Annotated in this window: 16 protein-coding genes; 4 read left to right on the top strand and 12 right to left on the bottom strand. The window is 41.6% G+C overall.

All coding sequences use genetic code 11. The annotated features are described in order from the left end of the window. Nucleotide 1: 1 nt before the first annotated feature. Together ABKJ27_RS05620 and parE are read right to left on the bottom strand one after the other, a co-directional pair. Nucleotides 2-823: an aminoglycoside 6-adenylyltransferase gene (locus ABKJ27_RS05620; RefSeq protein WP_314498644.1), complete on the bottom strand. Its 822-nt coding sequence runs from the start codon at nucleotides 821-823 to the stop codon at nucleotides 2-4. Nucleotides 824-850: 27 nt separating this feature from the next. Then, nucleotides 851-2,794, bottom strand: a complete 1,944-nt coding sequence (gene parE / locus ABKJ27_RS05625; RefSeq protein WP_004261495.1) for a DNA topoisomerase IV subunit B — start codon at nucleotides 2,792-2,794, stop codon at nucleotides 851-853. A gap of 135 nt (nucleotides 2,795-2,929) precedes the next feature. On the opposite strand from parE, the gene plsY reads away from it, so the two are divergent. After that, nucleotides 2,930-3,571 carry a glycerol-3-phosphate 1-O-acyltransferase PlsY gene (gene plsY / locus ABKJ27_RS05630; RefSeq protein WP_269794850.1) on the top strand — a complete coding sequence of 214 codons (642 nt, stop codon included), beginning with the start codon at nucleotides 2,930-2,932 and terminating at the stop codon, nucleotides 3,569-3,571. 38 nt (nucleotides 3,572-3,609) lie between these two features. On the opposite strand, the gene ABKJ27_RS05635 is transcribed toward plsY, so the two are convergent. The 9 genes from ABKJ27_RS05635 to ABKJ27_RS05675 all read right to left on the bottom strand — a co-directional run bounded on the left by ABKJ27_RS05635 (nucleotide 3,610) and on the right by ABKJ27_RS05675 (nucleotide 11,976). Next, complete coding sequence (locus ABKJ27_RS05635) at nucleotides 3,610-4,566, bottom strand: ABC transporter permease (RefSeq protein WP_000029124.1); 957 nt, start codon at nucleotides 4,564-4,566, stop codon at nucleotides 3,610-3,612. A 2-nt stretch (nucleotides 4,567-4,568) separates the two neighbouring features. Then, complete coding sequence (locus tag ABKJ27_RS05640) at nucleotides 4,569-5,627, bottom strand: ABC transporter permease (protein WP_000038670.1); 1,059 nt, start codon at nucleotides 5,625-5,627, stop codon at nucleotides 4,569-4,571. After that, complete coding sequence (locus tag ABKJ27_RS05645; RefSeq protein WP_033681960.1) at nucleotides 5,620-7,155, bottom strand: ABC transporter ATP-binding protein; 1,536 nt, start codon at nucleotides 7,153-7,155, stop codon at nucleotides 5,620-5,622. Before ABKJ27_RS05645 ends, ABKJ27_RS05640 begins: the two co-directional genes overlap by 8 nt. Nucleotides 7,156-7,298: 143 nt before the next feature. Beyond that, entirely contained in the window at nucleotides 7,299-8,351 is a 1,053-nt protein-coding gene (locus ABKJ27_RS05650) for a BMP family lipoprotein (protein WP_033681961.1), read from the bottom strand. 89 nt (nucleotides 8,352-8,440) lie between these two features. Continuing rightward, nucleotides 8,441-8,830, bottom strand: coding sequence for a cytidine deaminase (locus ABKJ27_RS05655; protein ID WP_410011495.1), 390 nt, complete (start codon nucleotides 8,828-8,830; stop codon nucleotides 8,441-8,443). After that, nucleotides 8,817-9,479 carry a deoxyribose-phosphate aldolase gene (gene deoC / locus ABKJ27_RS05660; protein WP_410011496.1) on the bottom strand — a complete coding sequence of 221 codons (663 nt, stop codon included), beginning with the start codon at nucleotides 9,477-9,479 and terminating at the stop codon, nucleotides 8,817-8,819. Before deoC ends, ABKJ27_RS05655 begins: the two co-directional genes overlap by 14 nt. Before the next feature lie 19 nt (nucleotides 9,480-9,498). Next, entirely contained in the window at nucleotides 9,499-10,776 is a 1,278-nt protein-coding gene (locus tag ABKJ27_RS05665; protein ID WP_410011497.1) for a pyrimidine-nucleoside phosphorylase, read from the bottom strand. After that, nucleotides 10,773-11,363, bottom strand: coding sequence for a class I SAM-dependent methyltransferase (locus ABKJ27_RS05670; RefSeq protein ID WP_084927492.1), 591 nt, complete (start codon nucleotides 11,361-11,363; stop codon nucleotides 10,773-10,775). The genes ABKJ27_RS05665 and ABKJ27_RS05670 overlap by 4 nt, the downstream gene beginning before the upstream one ends. A 208-nt stretch (nucleotides 11,364-11,571) precedes the next feature. Then, nucleotides 11,572-11,976 carry a hypothetical protein gene (locus tag ABKJ27_RS05675; RefSeq protein ID WP_410011498.1) on the bottom strand — a complete coding sequence of 135 codons (405 nt, stop codon included), beginning with the start codon at nucleotides 11,974-11,976 and terminating at the stop codon, nucleotides 11,572-11,574. Nucleotides 11,977-12,175: 199 nt separating this feature from the next. Here ABKJ27_RS05675 and coaA point away from each other — a divergent pair, with 199 nt between their 5' ends. The 3 genes from coaA to ABKJ27_RS05690 all read left to right on the top strand — a co-directional run bounded on the left by coaA (nucleotide 12,176) and on the right by ABKJ27_RS05690 (nucleotide 13,971). Beyond that, nucleotides 12,176-13,096: a type I pantothenate kinase gene (gene coaA / locus ABKJ27_RS05680; RefSeq protein ID WP_124787327.1), complete on the top strand. Its 921-nt coding sequence runs from the start codon at nucleotides 12,176-12,178 to the stop codon at nucleotides 13,094-13,096. 67 nt (nucleotides 13,097-13,163) lie between these two features. Further along, nucleotides 13,164-13,400: a 30S ribosomal protein S20 gene (gene rpsT, locus ABKJ27_RS05685; protein WP_001274000.1), complete on the top strand. Its 237-nt coding sequence runs from the start codon at nucleotides 13,164-13,166 to the stop codon at nucleotides 13,398-13,400. A 52-nt stretch (nucleotides 13,401-13,452) separates the two neighbouring features. Further along, complete coding sequence (locus ABKJ27_RS05690; RefSeq protein WP_314498673.1) at nucleotides 13,453-13,971, top strand: DNA topology modulation protein; 519 nt, start codon at nucleotides 13,453-13,455, stop codon at nucleotides 13,969-13,971. A gap of 85 nt (nucleotides 13,972-14,056) precedes the next feature. On the opposite strand, the gene deoD is transcribed toward ABKJ27_RS05690, so the two are convergent. After that, complete coding sequence (gene deoD / locus ABKJ27_RS05695; RefSeq protein ID WP_000022088.1) at nucleotides 14,057-14,767, bottom strand: purine-nucleoside phosphorylase; 711 nt, start codon at nucleotides 14,765-14,767, stop codon at nucleotides 14,057-14,059. Nucleotides 14,768-14,941: the final 174 nt, after the last annotated feature.

Genomic DNA, 14,941 nt, shown 5'->3' on the forward strand with positions numbered 1-14,941 from the left:
TTTACATAGTGTTTTGAAGTCTTTCCTCAGCATACTCAATCATCTTCTCAGCCACTTCCCTATCATAGTCAAAGCCCATCTTGTTAGCTAGGGATTGAGCTTCTTGGTGGAAAAATTTCATGGTAGCAAACAAAGACTGAGTGATTTTGTTACTATTTGAAAAATCAAGTATACTTGAGAATTCATTCTCTTTATCAGCAGGTAAATAATTAAAGAGATACTTGTAGTTCTTGCCGATATCAACTGCTACCTTTTCACTTGCGACCTGCCAAGATAAGACTTTCAAGAGTTCTTGTTGACAAATACTGTAGAGATGGTCGGTCGCATAGATGAGCTGATTACGACAAATTCCTTTAACCACGTAGGCTGACACCCACCAAAATTCATTACAGGATTTTTCAAAATCCGTTTCAGTAGCTGGACTTGTCCAGTATCGCTCTAGATTTTGGGAACAGGGTTCAAATAAATGTTCTGGGTCTTCCAAAACAGTGAATCCTGCCTCACTATCCACCCACTCTTGAATGTGGGCTTTAGAGCAGAGAGTCAAATCAATCCGATTGCCATCTTCAAAGAGCATAAGATATAGACGACGATGGTCAAGAGCAACCTCTTGCTCAATAATGCGTTTGCCAAACTGGTCTAGCCAAGAAAGATTGCTTGTCAGATTAGCCAAATCATCCACGACATAAACAACATCATAGTCTTGAAATTCATCTTTTGGGGCCTTTGGGTTTGTCCGTGAACCAGACATGGCGACAGCTTTGACTTGTAAAGTTTTGGCAGTCTGTAAAATCAGATCTAGCATTTCTGTTTCAGCTCTCATGTTGATATCCATTCATTAAAAAGTGACTTAAAACACTGTCGCTTCTTCCAGCGTAAACTTGACATTATCCTCAATCCACTTACGTCGTGGCTCGACCTTATCCCCCATAAGGACATTGACGCGACGTTCGGCGCGAGCAAGATCTTCGATAGTGACACGAATGAGAGTTCGAGTTTCCGGATTCATGGTTGTTTCCCAGAGTTGATCCGCATTCATCTCTCCAAGCCCCTTGTAGCGTTGGAGTGTTGCACCTTTACCGAACTGTTTGCGAAGTTCTTCTAATTCGCCATCCGTCCATGCATAGGCTACTTCTTCTTTCTTGCCTTTGCCTTTTGACATCTTGTAAAGAGGCGGAAGGGCGATATAGACATGGCCTGCCTCAACTAGCGGACGCATGTAGCGATAAAAGAATGTTAAAAGAAGAGTCTGGATATGGGCACCGTCAGTATCCGCATCGGTCATGATAATAATCTTGTCATAGTTGGCATCTTCAATAGAAAAATCTGCTCCCACACCCGCACCGATTGTATAAATCATGGTGTTGATTTCTTCATTTTTGAGGATATCCGCCATCTTGGCTTTGGCTGTATTGATAACCTTACCACGAAGAGGCAAGATTGCCTGGAACTTGCGGTCACGGCCTTGTTTGGCAGAACCTCCGGCAGAATCCCCCTCGACTAGATAGAGTTCATTTTTAGCTGGATTCTTAGACTGGGCTGGGGTCAATTTCCCAGACAACAATCCCTTATCTTTCTTATTTTTCTTCCCATTTCGACTCTCATCACGCGCCTTACGTGCCGCTTCACGAGCATCACGGGCCTTGATGGCTTTGCGAATAAGATTTGAAGCTAATTCCCCATTTTCCATAAGGAAGAAAGTCAACTTATCAGCTACAATTCCATCCACAACTGGACGAGCCAGTGGGCTTCCCAATTTATCCTTTGTCTGACCTTCAAACTGGAGGTGTTCTTCAGGAACAAGGATAGAAAGAACGGCTGCTAGTCCTTCACGATAGTCTGACCCTTCAAGGTTTTTATCTTTTTCCTTGAGAAGCCCAGTCTTACGCGCATAGTCATTCATAACCTTGGTAATGGCAGACTTGAGTCCTGTCTCGTGCGTTCCACCGTCCTTGGTGCGAACGTTATTGACAAAGGATAGAATGTTATCTGAAAATCCGTCATTGTACTGGAGGGCCACTTCCACTTGGAAACCATTGTCTTCCCCTTCAAAGTAAAGAACTGGCGTTAAGGTCTCCTTGTCTTCGTTGAGGTAAGAAACAAAGTCTTGTACCCCATTTTCATAGTGGAATTCAATCGCTTCGTCTGTGCGTTTATCCGTTAGAGACAAGGTCACATTTTTTAAAAGAAAGGCTGACTCATTGAGGCGTTCTGAGATGGTATTGTACTTGAAATCTGTCGTAGAGAAGATCGTCGCATCAGGCATAAACGTAACCTTGGTACCTGTTTTAGACTTGGGCGCTGTACCGATTTTCTTCAAAGTCGTAACAGGTTTGCCACCATTTTCAAAACGTTGCTTGTAGATTGCACCGTCACGAGTGATTTCAACTTCTAGCCAGCTAGAAAGGGCGTTAACTACGGAAGAACCCACCCCGTGCAGACCACCTGATGTCTTATAACCACCTTGACCGAATTTCCCTCCGGCGTGGAGAATGGTAAAGATTACTTCAACCGTTGGGATTCCCATCGCGTGCATTCCAGTCGGCATCCCACGTCCGTGGTCTTGAACCGTTAAACTGCCGTCTTTATTAATGGTCACATCAATACGGTCACCAAATCCAGACAAGGCTTCATCGACAGCATTATCGACGATTTCCCAGACGAGATGATGAAGACCTGCCCCATCAGTCGATCCGATATACATCCCTGGACGTTTACGGACGGCATCCAACCCTTCTAGCACCTGAATGGCGTCATCATTATAATTGTTAATATTGATTTCCTTTTTTGACACAAGGAACCTCCTATTCGTTCATCTTTACTATTCTACAGGTTTTCTAAGGATTTTGCAAAATTTTTCTTTCTCCGCTGTGACAATTTCAGAAGAGATTCTCTGCCTTTCTTCTCCATTTCATGATATAATAGGAGTATGATTACAATAGTTTTATTAATCCTAGCCTATCTGCTGGGTTCGATTCCGTCTGGTCTCTGGATTGGACAAGTATTCTTTCAAATCAATCTGCGCGAGCATGGTTCTGGTAACACTGGAACGACCAATACCTTCCGCATTTTAGGCAAGAAAGCTGGTATGGCAACCTTTGTGATTGACTTTTTCAAAGGAACCCTAGCAACCCTTCTTCCGATTATGTTTCATCTTCAAGGTGTTTCGCCTCTCATCTTTGGACTTTTGGCTGTTATTGGACATACCTTTCCTATCTTTGCAGGATTTAAGGGTGGTAAGGCTGTCGCAACCAGTGCAGGTGTGATTTTCGGATTTGCGCCTATCTTCTGTCTCTACCTTGCGGTTGTTTTCTTTGGAACCCTCTATCTAGGTAGTATGATTTCGCTGTCTAGTGTCACAGCATCTATCGCGGCTGTCATCGGAGTTCTACTCTTTCCACTTTTTGGTTTTATTTTGAGTAACTATGACCCTCTCTTCATCGCCATTATCCTAGCTCTTGCTAGTTTGATTATCATTCGTCATAAGGATAATATCACACGTATCAAAAATAAAACTGAAAATCTTGTCCCTTGGGGATTGAACTTAATCCATCAAAATCCTAAAAAATAAAACGCCAGTTTGAACAGAACTGACGTTTTTTTGTATGCTTATTTTGATTTGATATAGTTGATACCATCTGCTTTTGGTGCGACTGCTTTTCCAAAGAAGGCTGCCAAGACAAGAATTGTCAAAACATAAGGTGCAATTTGAAGATAAACCGCAGGCACTCCTTGTAGGAATGGCAATTGAGAACCAATAACAGCTAAACTTTGTGAAAGTCCAAAGAAGAGACTTGAAAGCATAGCTCCGATTGGATTCCATTTCCCAAAGATCATCGCAGCAAGGGCGATAAATCCAGGTCCAACAATAGTTGTCACTGAGAAGTTAACTGAGATGGATTGAGCATAAATCGCTCCACCAATTCCACCTAGGAAACCTGATATGATAACTCCTAAGTATCTCATCTTGTAGACGTTGATTCCCAAGGTATCCGCTGCTTGAGGGTGTTCACCGACGGAGCGGAGACGAAGACCAAAGCGAGTCTTGAAGAGGATAAACCAAGCAAGGAATGAGAAGGCAATGGCCAGATAACCAAGCAGACTAGTCGACTTGAAGAAGATATCACCAATTACTGGGATGTTAGCCAAGACTGGAAAATCAAAGCGTCCAAAAGTCTGACTTAAATTGTCGGTTTGTCCTTTGTTATAAAGAACTTTCACCAAGAAAACAGCCAAGGCAGGCGCCATTAAGTTCAATACCGTACCGCTGACAACATGGTCTGCACGGAAATGAACCGTCGCTGCTGCGTGGATGATAGAGAAGAGACCTCCAACCAATCCTGCAACTAGCAAGGATAGCCATGGAGTTGCTGCTCCAAATTGTTCAGCAAATTCAAGGTTAAAGACAACTCCAGAAAAGGCACCCATAACCATAATTCCTTCAAGGCCGACGTTTACGACACCACCACGTTCAGAGAAAACACCACCAATACTTGTAAAGATGAGGGGGGCTGAGTAAATCAGCATAGAAGACACCAAGAGGGTGAGCAAGGTTGTAATAGACATCTTTACTTACCTCCTTTAACTTGTTTTTTCGGTTTGACAAAGCGTTCGATAAGGTAATGAACACTGACAAAGAAGATAATAGACGCTGTTACAATGCTGACAAGCTCAGATGGTACCTGCGCTGCATTCATACCAGGAGCTCCAACTTGGAGAACACCAAATAGGAAGGCTGCAAAGAGAATACCGATTGGTGAGTTGGCTGCAAGCAGACTAACTGCCATCCCGTTAAATCCAACAGCCAATGACGCCCCTTGAACATAGACGTTCTGGAAGGTTCCCAGACCTTCAACAGCTCCACCAAGACCTGCCAAGGCACCTGAAATAATCATTGAGAGGATGATCGTTCTTTTTGCAGAAATACCAGCGTATTCTGATGCATGAGGATTAAGACCAACTGCACGAATTTCAAAACCAAGAGTTGTTTTCTTGAGCATGAACCAAATAACTGCAACTGCAATGATGGCAAAGAAAATACCAATATTCATCCGTGAATTACCAGTCAATTCAGACAACCAAGGTGTCTGATAGGTTGCATTAGCCCCAACGCGAATCGTCGAATCTGTACTTTGCATGAAATCTTTAGGGAAGGCATGGATAAAGGCATTTCCTACATACAAGACAATGTAGTTCATCATGATGGTTACGATAACCTCTGACGTCCCCAGATAGGCTCTAAGAATACCCGGAATCGCTCCGACAATCCCACCAGCAATAAGGGCAATCACGATGGTTGCTAAAATCATCAAGGGGCGTGGCATATCTGGATGTGACAAGGCAAACCAACCACTGAGAATCCAACCAGCCAAAGCCTGACCAGGAAGCCCGACGTTAAAGAAACCTGCACGACTGGCAACAGCAAAACCAAGACCAATCAAGACCAAAGGCCCCATAGCACGGAAGATTTCTCCAATCCCACGCAGGCTACCAAAGGCTGTATAGAACAATTCTTCGTAGCCCCAAATAGCATCATAACCGAAGATCCACATGACAATGGCTCCGAGCAAAATTCCTAGGAAGACAGAAATCAAGGGAACCGAAATTTGTTGTAATTTTTTAGACATCACTCTTCTCCTTTCCCAAGTTTCCACCAGCCATCAAGACACCAAGTTCTTGCTTATTGGTTGTTTCTGGTGATACAATACCTTGAATCTTACCATCATGGATAACAGCAATACGGTCTGAGACGTTTAAAATCTCATCCAATTCAAAGCTGACAACAAGGACAGCCTTACCATTATCACGCTCTTCAATCAAGCGCTTGTGGATATATTCAATGGCACCGACATCCAACCCACGAGTTGGTTGGCTGACGATAAGGAGATCAGGATCTCGATCAATTTCACGAGCAATAATTGCTTTTTGTTGATTTCCTCCTGAGAGTGCAGCTGCAGGAACAAATTCGCTGGCAGCACGAACATCAAACTCTTCCATTAGCTTTTTAGCATAAGAAGTAATATTTGAATAGTTCAAAATTCCATTTTTACTATGTGGTTCTTTGTAGTAGGTTTGAAGGGCAATATTTTCAGAAATCATCATTTCCAAAATCAAGCCATCACGGTGACGGTCTTCTGGAACGTGCCCAACACTTAGTTCTGTAATTTGTCGTGGGTGTAAGCCCACAATTGAATCTCCTTTTAGCTCAATGCTACCAGATTCAACCTTGCGAAGGCCTGTGATGGCTTGAATCAGTTCAGACTGACCATTTCCATCAATACCCGCAATACCAACAATCTCTCCAGCACGAACATCCAAGGACAGATTTTTCACAGCTGGGACACCGCGGTTTTCATTGACCACCAAGTCTTTAATAGACAAGACCACTTCTTTTGGTTGAGAGGCTTGTTTCTCTGTTTTAAAGGAAACAGAACGACCCACCATCATTTCTGCTAAATCAGCATTGGTAGCCCCTGCAATTTCGACGGTTTCAATTGATTTCCCACGACGGATAACTGTAACTCGGTCAGAAACTGCGCGAATCTCATCCAACTTATGGGTAATCAAGATAATTGATTTTCCTTCTTTGACAAGATTTTTCATAATAGCCATCAACTCATCAATTTCTGATGGAGTCAAAACGGCCGTTGGTTCGTCAAAGATAAGGATATCAGCCCCCCGATAAAGGGTTTTTAAAATTTCTACACGTTGTTGGGCTCCAACTGAGATATCTGCTACCTTGGCAGAAGGGTCAACCGCTAAGCCATAACGTTCAGAAAGAGCCTTAATTTCTTTGCTAGCTCCAGCGATATCTAGCACACCATTTTTAGTCAATTCACTACCTAAAATGATGTTTTCAGCCACTGTGAAGGCTTCTACCAACATAAAGTGCTGGTGAACCATTCCGATTCCCAAGCTAGCTGCTTTAGATGGTGAGTCGAGGTTGACAACTTGACCGTTGACCACAATTTCACCACTGGTTGGTTCAAGAAGCCCTGCTAACATGTTCATGAGCGTGGACTTTCCAGCCCCATTTTCTCCTAAAAGTGCATGAATTTCACCTTTTCGTAGGTGCAAGTTGATTTTGTCGTTGGCAACAAATTCACCAAACACCTTGGTAATATCACGCATCTCAATGACATTTTCGTGTGCCATGTGCTCTTCCTTTCAGATTCTTATTTTATTTCAATAAAACTTGCTAGTTTGTCTAGTAGCAAGCTTTACTGAGACAAAATGACTTTGTCTCAACTCTTAAAAAAGCGGCCGAGGGCCGCTTCCTAAGAAATGACTTCCATCCATTATTTTTCAGGAACTTTTACGCTTCCATCAAGGATTTTAGCTTTTGCATCTTCAACAGCTTTTTTACCTTCTTCTGAAAGGTTTGTTACTGCCAAGTCAACCCCTTTATCTTTCAATGAGTAAACGATCACTTGACCGCCAGGGAATTCACCTTTTTCTGCTTTGTTAGCAATATCTTTTACAGTTGTACCAACTTGTTTCAAAGTAGATACAAGAACGAAGTTTGATTCTTTGCCATCTTTAGAAGTGTACTTACCTTCTGCTACTTGGTCACGGTCAACACCGATAACCCAAACTTTTTCATTTTCAGGACGGCTTTCGTTTAGTGATTTTGCTTCTGCAAAGACACCAGCACCTGTTCCACCTGCTGCTTGATAAACAACGTCTGCACCAGCTGCGTATTGTGCTGCTGCAATTGTTTTACCTTTAGCTGCATCACCAAATGAACCAGCGTAGTCAACTTGTACTTTGATAGATGGGTCTACTGACTCAACACCAGCTTTAAATCCAGCTGCAAAACGTGATATAACTTCAGATTCGATACCACCTACAAAACCAACTTGTTTTGTTTTAGTTGTTTTAGCTGCTGCAACACCTGCAAGGTAAGCAGCTTCGTTATCAGCAAATGTTACGCTCGCAACATTCTTTTGATCTTTAATCACATCATCAATCAAGACATAGTTCAAGTCAGAGTGGTCTTTTGCTGCTTCTTCAACTGCATTGTGAAGGGCAAAACCAACACCGAAGATCAGGTTGTAACTTCCAGCCGCTTGTTGCAAGTTGTTAGCGTAGTCAGCTTCACTTGTTGATTGGAAATAAGTAAAACCTTTATCTTTTGAAAGATTGTGTTCTTTACCCCAGTCTTGCAAACCTTCCCAAGCTGATTGGTTGAATGATTTGTCATCAACACCACCAGTATCAGTGACGATTGCTGCTTTTGTCTTCACATCAGAAGATGAAGCTGCGTTACGAGAAGAGCGGTTACCACATGCAGCAAGTCCAACTGCTGCCACTGCAACTAGACCAAGGCCTAGCCATTGTTTCTTGTTCATTACTGAACCTCCTAAATAAGATGTGCAACGATGTTGCAAGTATGGATTGGTTGGCCACAAGGACCGTGCCACTCAGAGAGCGACTCAGACTAGTTTAAGTCTGTAAAAGAGTATGGAAGTAACTCCCCGACCGTCATCTCGACCGTCGATTTATCTTTTGCGACTAAGGTCACTTTTAGATCTTGTTCAAAAAATTCAGCCATCACTTGGCGACAAGCACCACACGGTGAAATTGGTTTATCAGTCTGACCATAGACAATCAATTCTGAAAATTCTCTTTGGCCTTCAGAAACTGCTTTAAAAATCGCTGTACGTTCTCCACAGTTGGTCAAAGAATAACTAGCATTCTCGATATTGACACCTGTATAAATACTACCATCTTTCGCTACTAAAACAGCTCCGACTGGAAAATGAGAATAGGGCACATAGGCTTTCTTGCTGGTTTCAATTGCTAGTTCAATCAACTCAGTAGTCGCCATCTGCCAATTCTCCTTTTAAAATGGCTACCCCAGCTGACGTTCCGATACGGGTCGCACCTGCTTCAACAAAGGCAAGAGCATCTGCATAAGAACGAGCTCCACCAGCAGCCTTGACTCCCATATCAGGTCCAACTGTTTCACGCATTAATCTAACATCTGCTACTGTAGCACCACCAGTTGAAAAGCCAGTAGATGTTTTAACAAAATCAGCTCCCGCTTTTTGGGCCAATTGGCAAGCCACAACTTTTTCTTGGTCTGTCAAAAGGCAAGCTTCAATAATGACTTTCACTAACTTGTCACCACTTGCTTCTACTACTGCGCGAATATCCGACTCAACCAAATCAAGATTACCTGATTTGAGAGCTCCAACATTGATCACCATATCAATCTCGTCTGCACCATTTTGAATAGCTTCTTTGGTTTCAAAAGCTTTCACAGTTGAAGTTGTTGCTCCCAAGGGAAAACCTACTACTGTGCAGACCTTGACATCTGTACCTTCAAGCCCTTTTTTAGCATATTCAACCCAGGTCGGATTAACGCAAACACTGGCAAAATCATACTCTCTAGCTTCAGACAACAAACAATCAATTTGATTTTCTGTCGCATCTTGTTTTAAAAGCGTATGATCGATATATTTATTTAATTTCATATTCGGATTCTCCTGCGGTTTATGAGATGATTTCTATAATTTCTCGTAAACTTTGCACCCTGTCATTTATTTTAACATATTTTTGAAAATCTGTAACTAGCTGGGGAGAAATTTTTCCATTTGTGTATACTTTTGCAACAATTTCTCCCTTTTGAACGGAATCTCCAACTTTCTTTTCAAAAACAATTCCTGTTTCATAGTCCAAGGAATCAGATTTGACTGCACGGCCTGCCCCAAGTCTCATGGCATAAAGACCAAAGTCCATTGCTGGAAGAGCTGAGATAATACCTGTTTCCTGAGCAGGGATTTCCACCACATGGGCAACATTGACAGGACGATAGAGGTCTTTCAAGTCTCCACCCTGGGCTTGGACCATCTCCTCAAACTTAGCCAGTGCTTGGCCATTTTCAAGATGTTGTCGAACTTCTTCAACTGTCTTGTTAACATTTGCCAAACTAAGCATAATTTGAGCCAATTCACAGATGAAGTGGGTAATATCCTGACGACCTTGACCTTGTAAAATCTCCAATGCCTCAAGGATTTCAAGACGATTTCCAATCGCTTGTCCCAAAGGTTGACTCATATCCGTAATCACTGCTACCGTCTTCCGTCCAACAGCCTTACCAAGTTTCACCATGGTTTGAGCCAGTTCACGCGCCTCATCAACCGTTTTCATGAAGGCACCCTCGCCAACAGTCACGTCTAGTAAAATAGCATCCGCCCCTGCCGCAATTTTCTTGCTCATCACCGAACTCGCGATCAAAGGAATCGTGTCGACAGTTGCGGTCACATCACGGAGAGCGTAGAGAAGCTTATCCGCTTTGACCAGCTGATCTGATTGCCCAATGACAGATACACCAATATCCTGCACTTGTGCAATGAAATCCTCTTGACTGCGCTCAACTTGATAGCCCTTAATGGACTCCAATTTATCGATTGTTCCACCCGTATGGCCGAGCCCACGACCACTCATTTTTGCAACAGGCACACCAAAACTAGCAACAAGAGGAGCCAAAATCAAGGTCACCTTATCACCAACACCACCCGTAGAATGCTTGTCAACCTTAACCCCATCAATAGCAGATAAATCAAACTCTTGACCTGTCTGAACCATATTCATAGTTAGGTCTGAGATTTCTCGAGTCGTCATTCCTTTGAAATAGACAGCCATAGCAAAGGCAGACATCTGATAATCAGGAACCGTTCCTGACACATAGCCTTCAACTAGCCATTCAATTTCACTCGAGGTCAGTTCTTGCCCGTCTCGTTTCTTTTGGATTAAATCAACTGCTCTCATTCTTTCACACTTCTAAGGATGTAGTATCCCTTATCTTTTTTAACGACTTCACAATTGCCAAACACATCTTCCATCTTGGACTTAGCACTTGGAGCCCCCTGTTTTTTCTGGATAACGATTGTTAAATCCCCACCAGTTTCCAAGAAATCTTTACTTTTCTCAATGATTTCATGAACCACTTGCTTTCCTGCACGGATAGGAGGATTGGACATGACATGGTCAAATTTACCTTCAACTTGTTCATAAATGTTGGACTGGAAAATCGTCGCTGCTACTTTATTTCGTTCAGCATTTTGTCGCGCCAAATCCAAGGCACGATTATTAATATCGACCATGGTCGCCTGAACTCCATAAGCCTTAGCCAAAGACAAGCCCAAAGGCCCGTAACCACAACCTACATCAAGGACAGTTTCTCCTTGGTTGACCTCAAGACACTTGAGCAAGAGTTGACTCCCAAAGTCAACCATTTTCTTGCTAAAAACACCCGCATCCGTCAAAAAGGTCATTTTTTCTCCCAACAAGTCCACTCTCAACTCATGAATGTCGTGAGCAGCGTCAGGATTCTCTGCATAATACATTTTACTCATGAAACTATTTTACCATAATTTGACTTAAATTGTAAATCGTTTACAAATTGATAATAAAACGAAAAAGACTGAAAAAGCTAGTCAAGAAGACCTTTTCTTCAATCTCTTTCAACACTTATAGATGAATAATAAAGCATTTAGAGCCAGAAATATCATAGTCAGGATAAAACAATAAGTTTATCATCTATAATCAGACACATTTTTATTACTATTGCTTAACCTTCAGATACTTAATTATCAAGAGCATTCCCAACAAGATGTTTAGATAAAAGCCCAACTGATAAGTTTGTGTTAGGATTTCCAAACTTGTCCAAAGTCGTATCAAATCTTCTAGCGACATGCGGAAGAAATAACCCTCTGTAGCAATCCATAGAACTAAAAAGACATAACTACCAGCAGCAAGCCATTTCGTCCACCGTTTTTTTAGGAAGAAAGCAAGCAAGAGCGAACAGATAAAGACAGCTGTTACAATGGCATGTTCCATCAAAAAAGTAAAACCGTAATAGGTTTCCACAAAACGTCTACCATTATCCGCATTCGCTCCTTTTAAAAAAGGTAGTGCAAAACTTAAAATAAAACAGAGTTCCAATATGTAACGTTTTAAGATTTTCATAGTACACCTCCTATCAGTTGTGAACTAAAAAACCCCTTTATTAGCTTATAAATCAGCAGAAACTATCTCCTACTTCATCATTCAATTGTTCAATCTCTATCTACCTTTATTATACGATATTAGCTTACTATCATCAAGAAACCGCTTTATTTTTTTAGCTTTTTATGGTATGATAGACAAAATATCTAGGGGAAAATAAATGACCAACGAATTTTTACATTTTGAAAAAATCAGCCGCCAGACTTGGCAATCTTTACATCGAAAGACGACACCTCCTTTGACAGAAGAGGAATTAGAATCCATCAAGAGTTTTAATGATCAGATTAGCCTGCAGGATGTTACCGATGTCTATCTTCCCCTAGCCCATCTCATCCAGATTTACAAGCGTACCAAGGATGATTTGGCCTTCTCAAAAGGAATTTTCCTTCAACGTGAAAGCAAATCCCAACCTTTTATCATTGGGGTTTCTGGTAGTGTTGCCGTTGGAAAATCCACAACCAGTCGCCTACTTCAAATCCTACTGTCTCGTACGCTTACAGATGCTAGGGTTGAGTTGGTAACAACTGATGGCTTTCTCTATCCCAACCAGACCTTGATTGAGCAAGGGATTTTAAATCGTAAGGGATTTCCTGAAAGCTATGATATGGAAGCTCTTCTCAACTTCTTGGATCGCATCAAAAATGGACAAGATGTAGATATACCTGTCTATTCTCATGAAGTCTACGACATCGTACCTGAGGAAAAACAAAGCGTCAAAGCTGCTGACTTTGTAATTGTTGAGGGGATTAATGTCTTTCAGAATCCACAAAACGAGCGTCTCTATATCACTGACTTCTTTGACTTTTCCATCTATGTTGATGCTGCAGTGGATGACATTGAGAGTTGGTATCTGGATCGTTTCTTGAAAATGCTGAGCCTAGCCCAAAACGACCCTGATAGCTACTATTATCGTTTTACTCAAATGCCGATTGGGGAAGTAGAATCCTTTGCCCATCAGGTCTGGACTAGTATCAATCTCACAAATCTACAAAATTATATTGAACCAACCAGAAATCGTGCGGAAGTGATTCTTCATAAAACAAAGAACCATGAAATCGATGAAATTTACTTAAAAAAATAATTTTCCCTTGTCAAAACGTAAGTTTTCAGATATAATGGTATAGTTAGTAAATATGGAGGTAAGAACATTGGCAAACATTAAATCAGCTATCAAACGCGCTGAATTGAACGTTAAACAAAACGAAAAGAACTCAGCTCAAAAATCAGCTATGCGTACTGCTATCAAAGCTTTCGAAGCAAACCCATCTGAAGAACTTTTCCGTGCTGCTAGCTCAGCTATCGATAAAGCAGAAACTAAAGGTTTGATTCACAAAAACAAAGCAAGCCGCGATAAAGCTCGTCTTTCAGCTAAACTTGCTAAATAAGAAACAGTCCATAGAGGCTGTTTTTTTGTCTCCAAATAGGAAAAGGTAGAAAATGAAAATCGCAATTATCGGATATTCTGGTTCTGGTAAGTCAACTCTAGCAGAAAAATTATCTAACCACTACTCCATCCCAAAACTTCACATGGACACACTCCAATTTCAACCTGGTTGGCAAGACAGTGACCGTGAATGGATGTTGACCGAGATGAAAAACTTTCTCACCAAGCAGGAATCTTGGGTTATTGATGGCAACTACTCTTGGTGTTTCTATGAGGAAAGAATGAAAGAAGCAGATCAAATCATCTTTCTAAATTTCTCTCGATGGAATTGTTTGTTAAGAGCCTTTAAGCGCTATTTAAAATACAAAGGAAAAGTCAGAGAAAGTATGGCCACAGGTTGTCCTGAGCGTTTTGACTGGGAATTTATCCGCTGGATTCTTTGGGATGGACGAACAAAAAATGCTAAAGAAAGATACCAACACTTAAGCAATACTTACCCAGAAAAGTTGCGTATTCTTTATTCTCAAGCAGAGATTGATTGTTTCTTGCAATCTCTTAAAAATAGACGATAGAGTAACGTTTCATTAAGGTCAGCATGGGCTGAATGACTAAAAAAGGAAGATTTTCATCCAGAAAATTTTCCTTTTGTGTTTTCTTTTATTCTGCAATCAAGGTTTCTAATCCAACCTTCATCATATCGGTGAAGGTATTTTGGCGTTCTTCTGCAGTTGTATCTTCGTCTGGATTAACCAAACTATCAGAGATAGTCATAATAGCAAGGGCATCAACATGGTGTTGGGCTGCCAGATAGTAAAGTGCTGCTGCTTCCATTTCCACAGCCTTGACTCCCCATTTACCAAGTTCGATGTTCTTTTCAAAGTAGTTTGAATAAAAGACATCTGAAGACAAAACATTTCCAACATGGGTTGTCATACCGAGTTCTTTGGCGATATGGTAGGCCTTGTCCAGCAAATCAAAGCTAGCGATTTGCGGGAAATCGTACTGTGGCCAGTCATTGCGGATGATGTTAGAGTTGGTTGCAGCTGCTTGCGCCAAAACCAATTCACGGACGTGAACATCTTCATTCAATGAACCTGCTGTTCCCACACGGATCAATTTTTTCACACCGTAGTCAACAATCAACTCACGCGCATAAATCGAAATCGATGGCATTCCCATCCCAGTTCCCATGACAGAGACACGGTGGCCCTTGTAAGTACCAGTATAACCAAACATGTTACGCACTTCGTTAAAACAAATAGCATCTTCAAGGAAATTCTCCGCAATAAACTTAGCACGAAGAGGATCCCCAGGAAGAAGAATTTTATCAGCAATTTCACCCTGCTGAGCAGCAATATGGATAGACATAATATAAGATACCAAACCCGTCAAAAAACAAAGGGAAAATAGGAGTTGGGTGCAGTGAGCGATGCTCGCTAGACCAACTATCTTTTTCCCACTGCTTTTAGGGTGGGTTCAATTCCTTTCTTTCTTAATTTTGATGATATTGAGAAGATTAGACCGGCTTCAATTCAAAGCAGA

The organism is Streptococcus sp. KHUD_011, from assembly GCF_046352925.1.
GTDB lineage: Bacteria > Bacillota > Bacilli > Lactobacillales > Streptococcaceae > Streptococcus.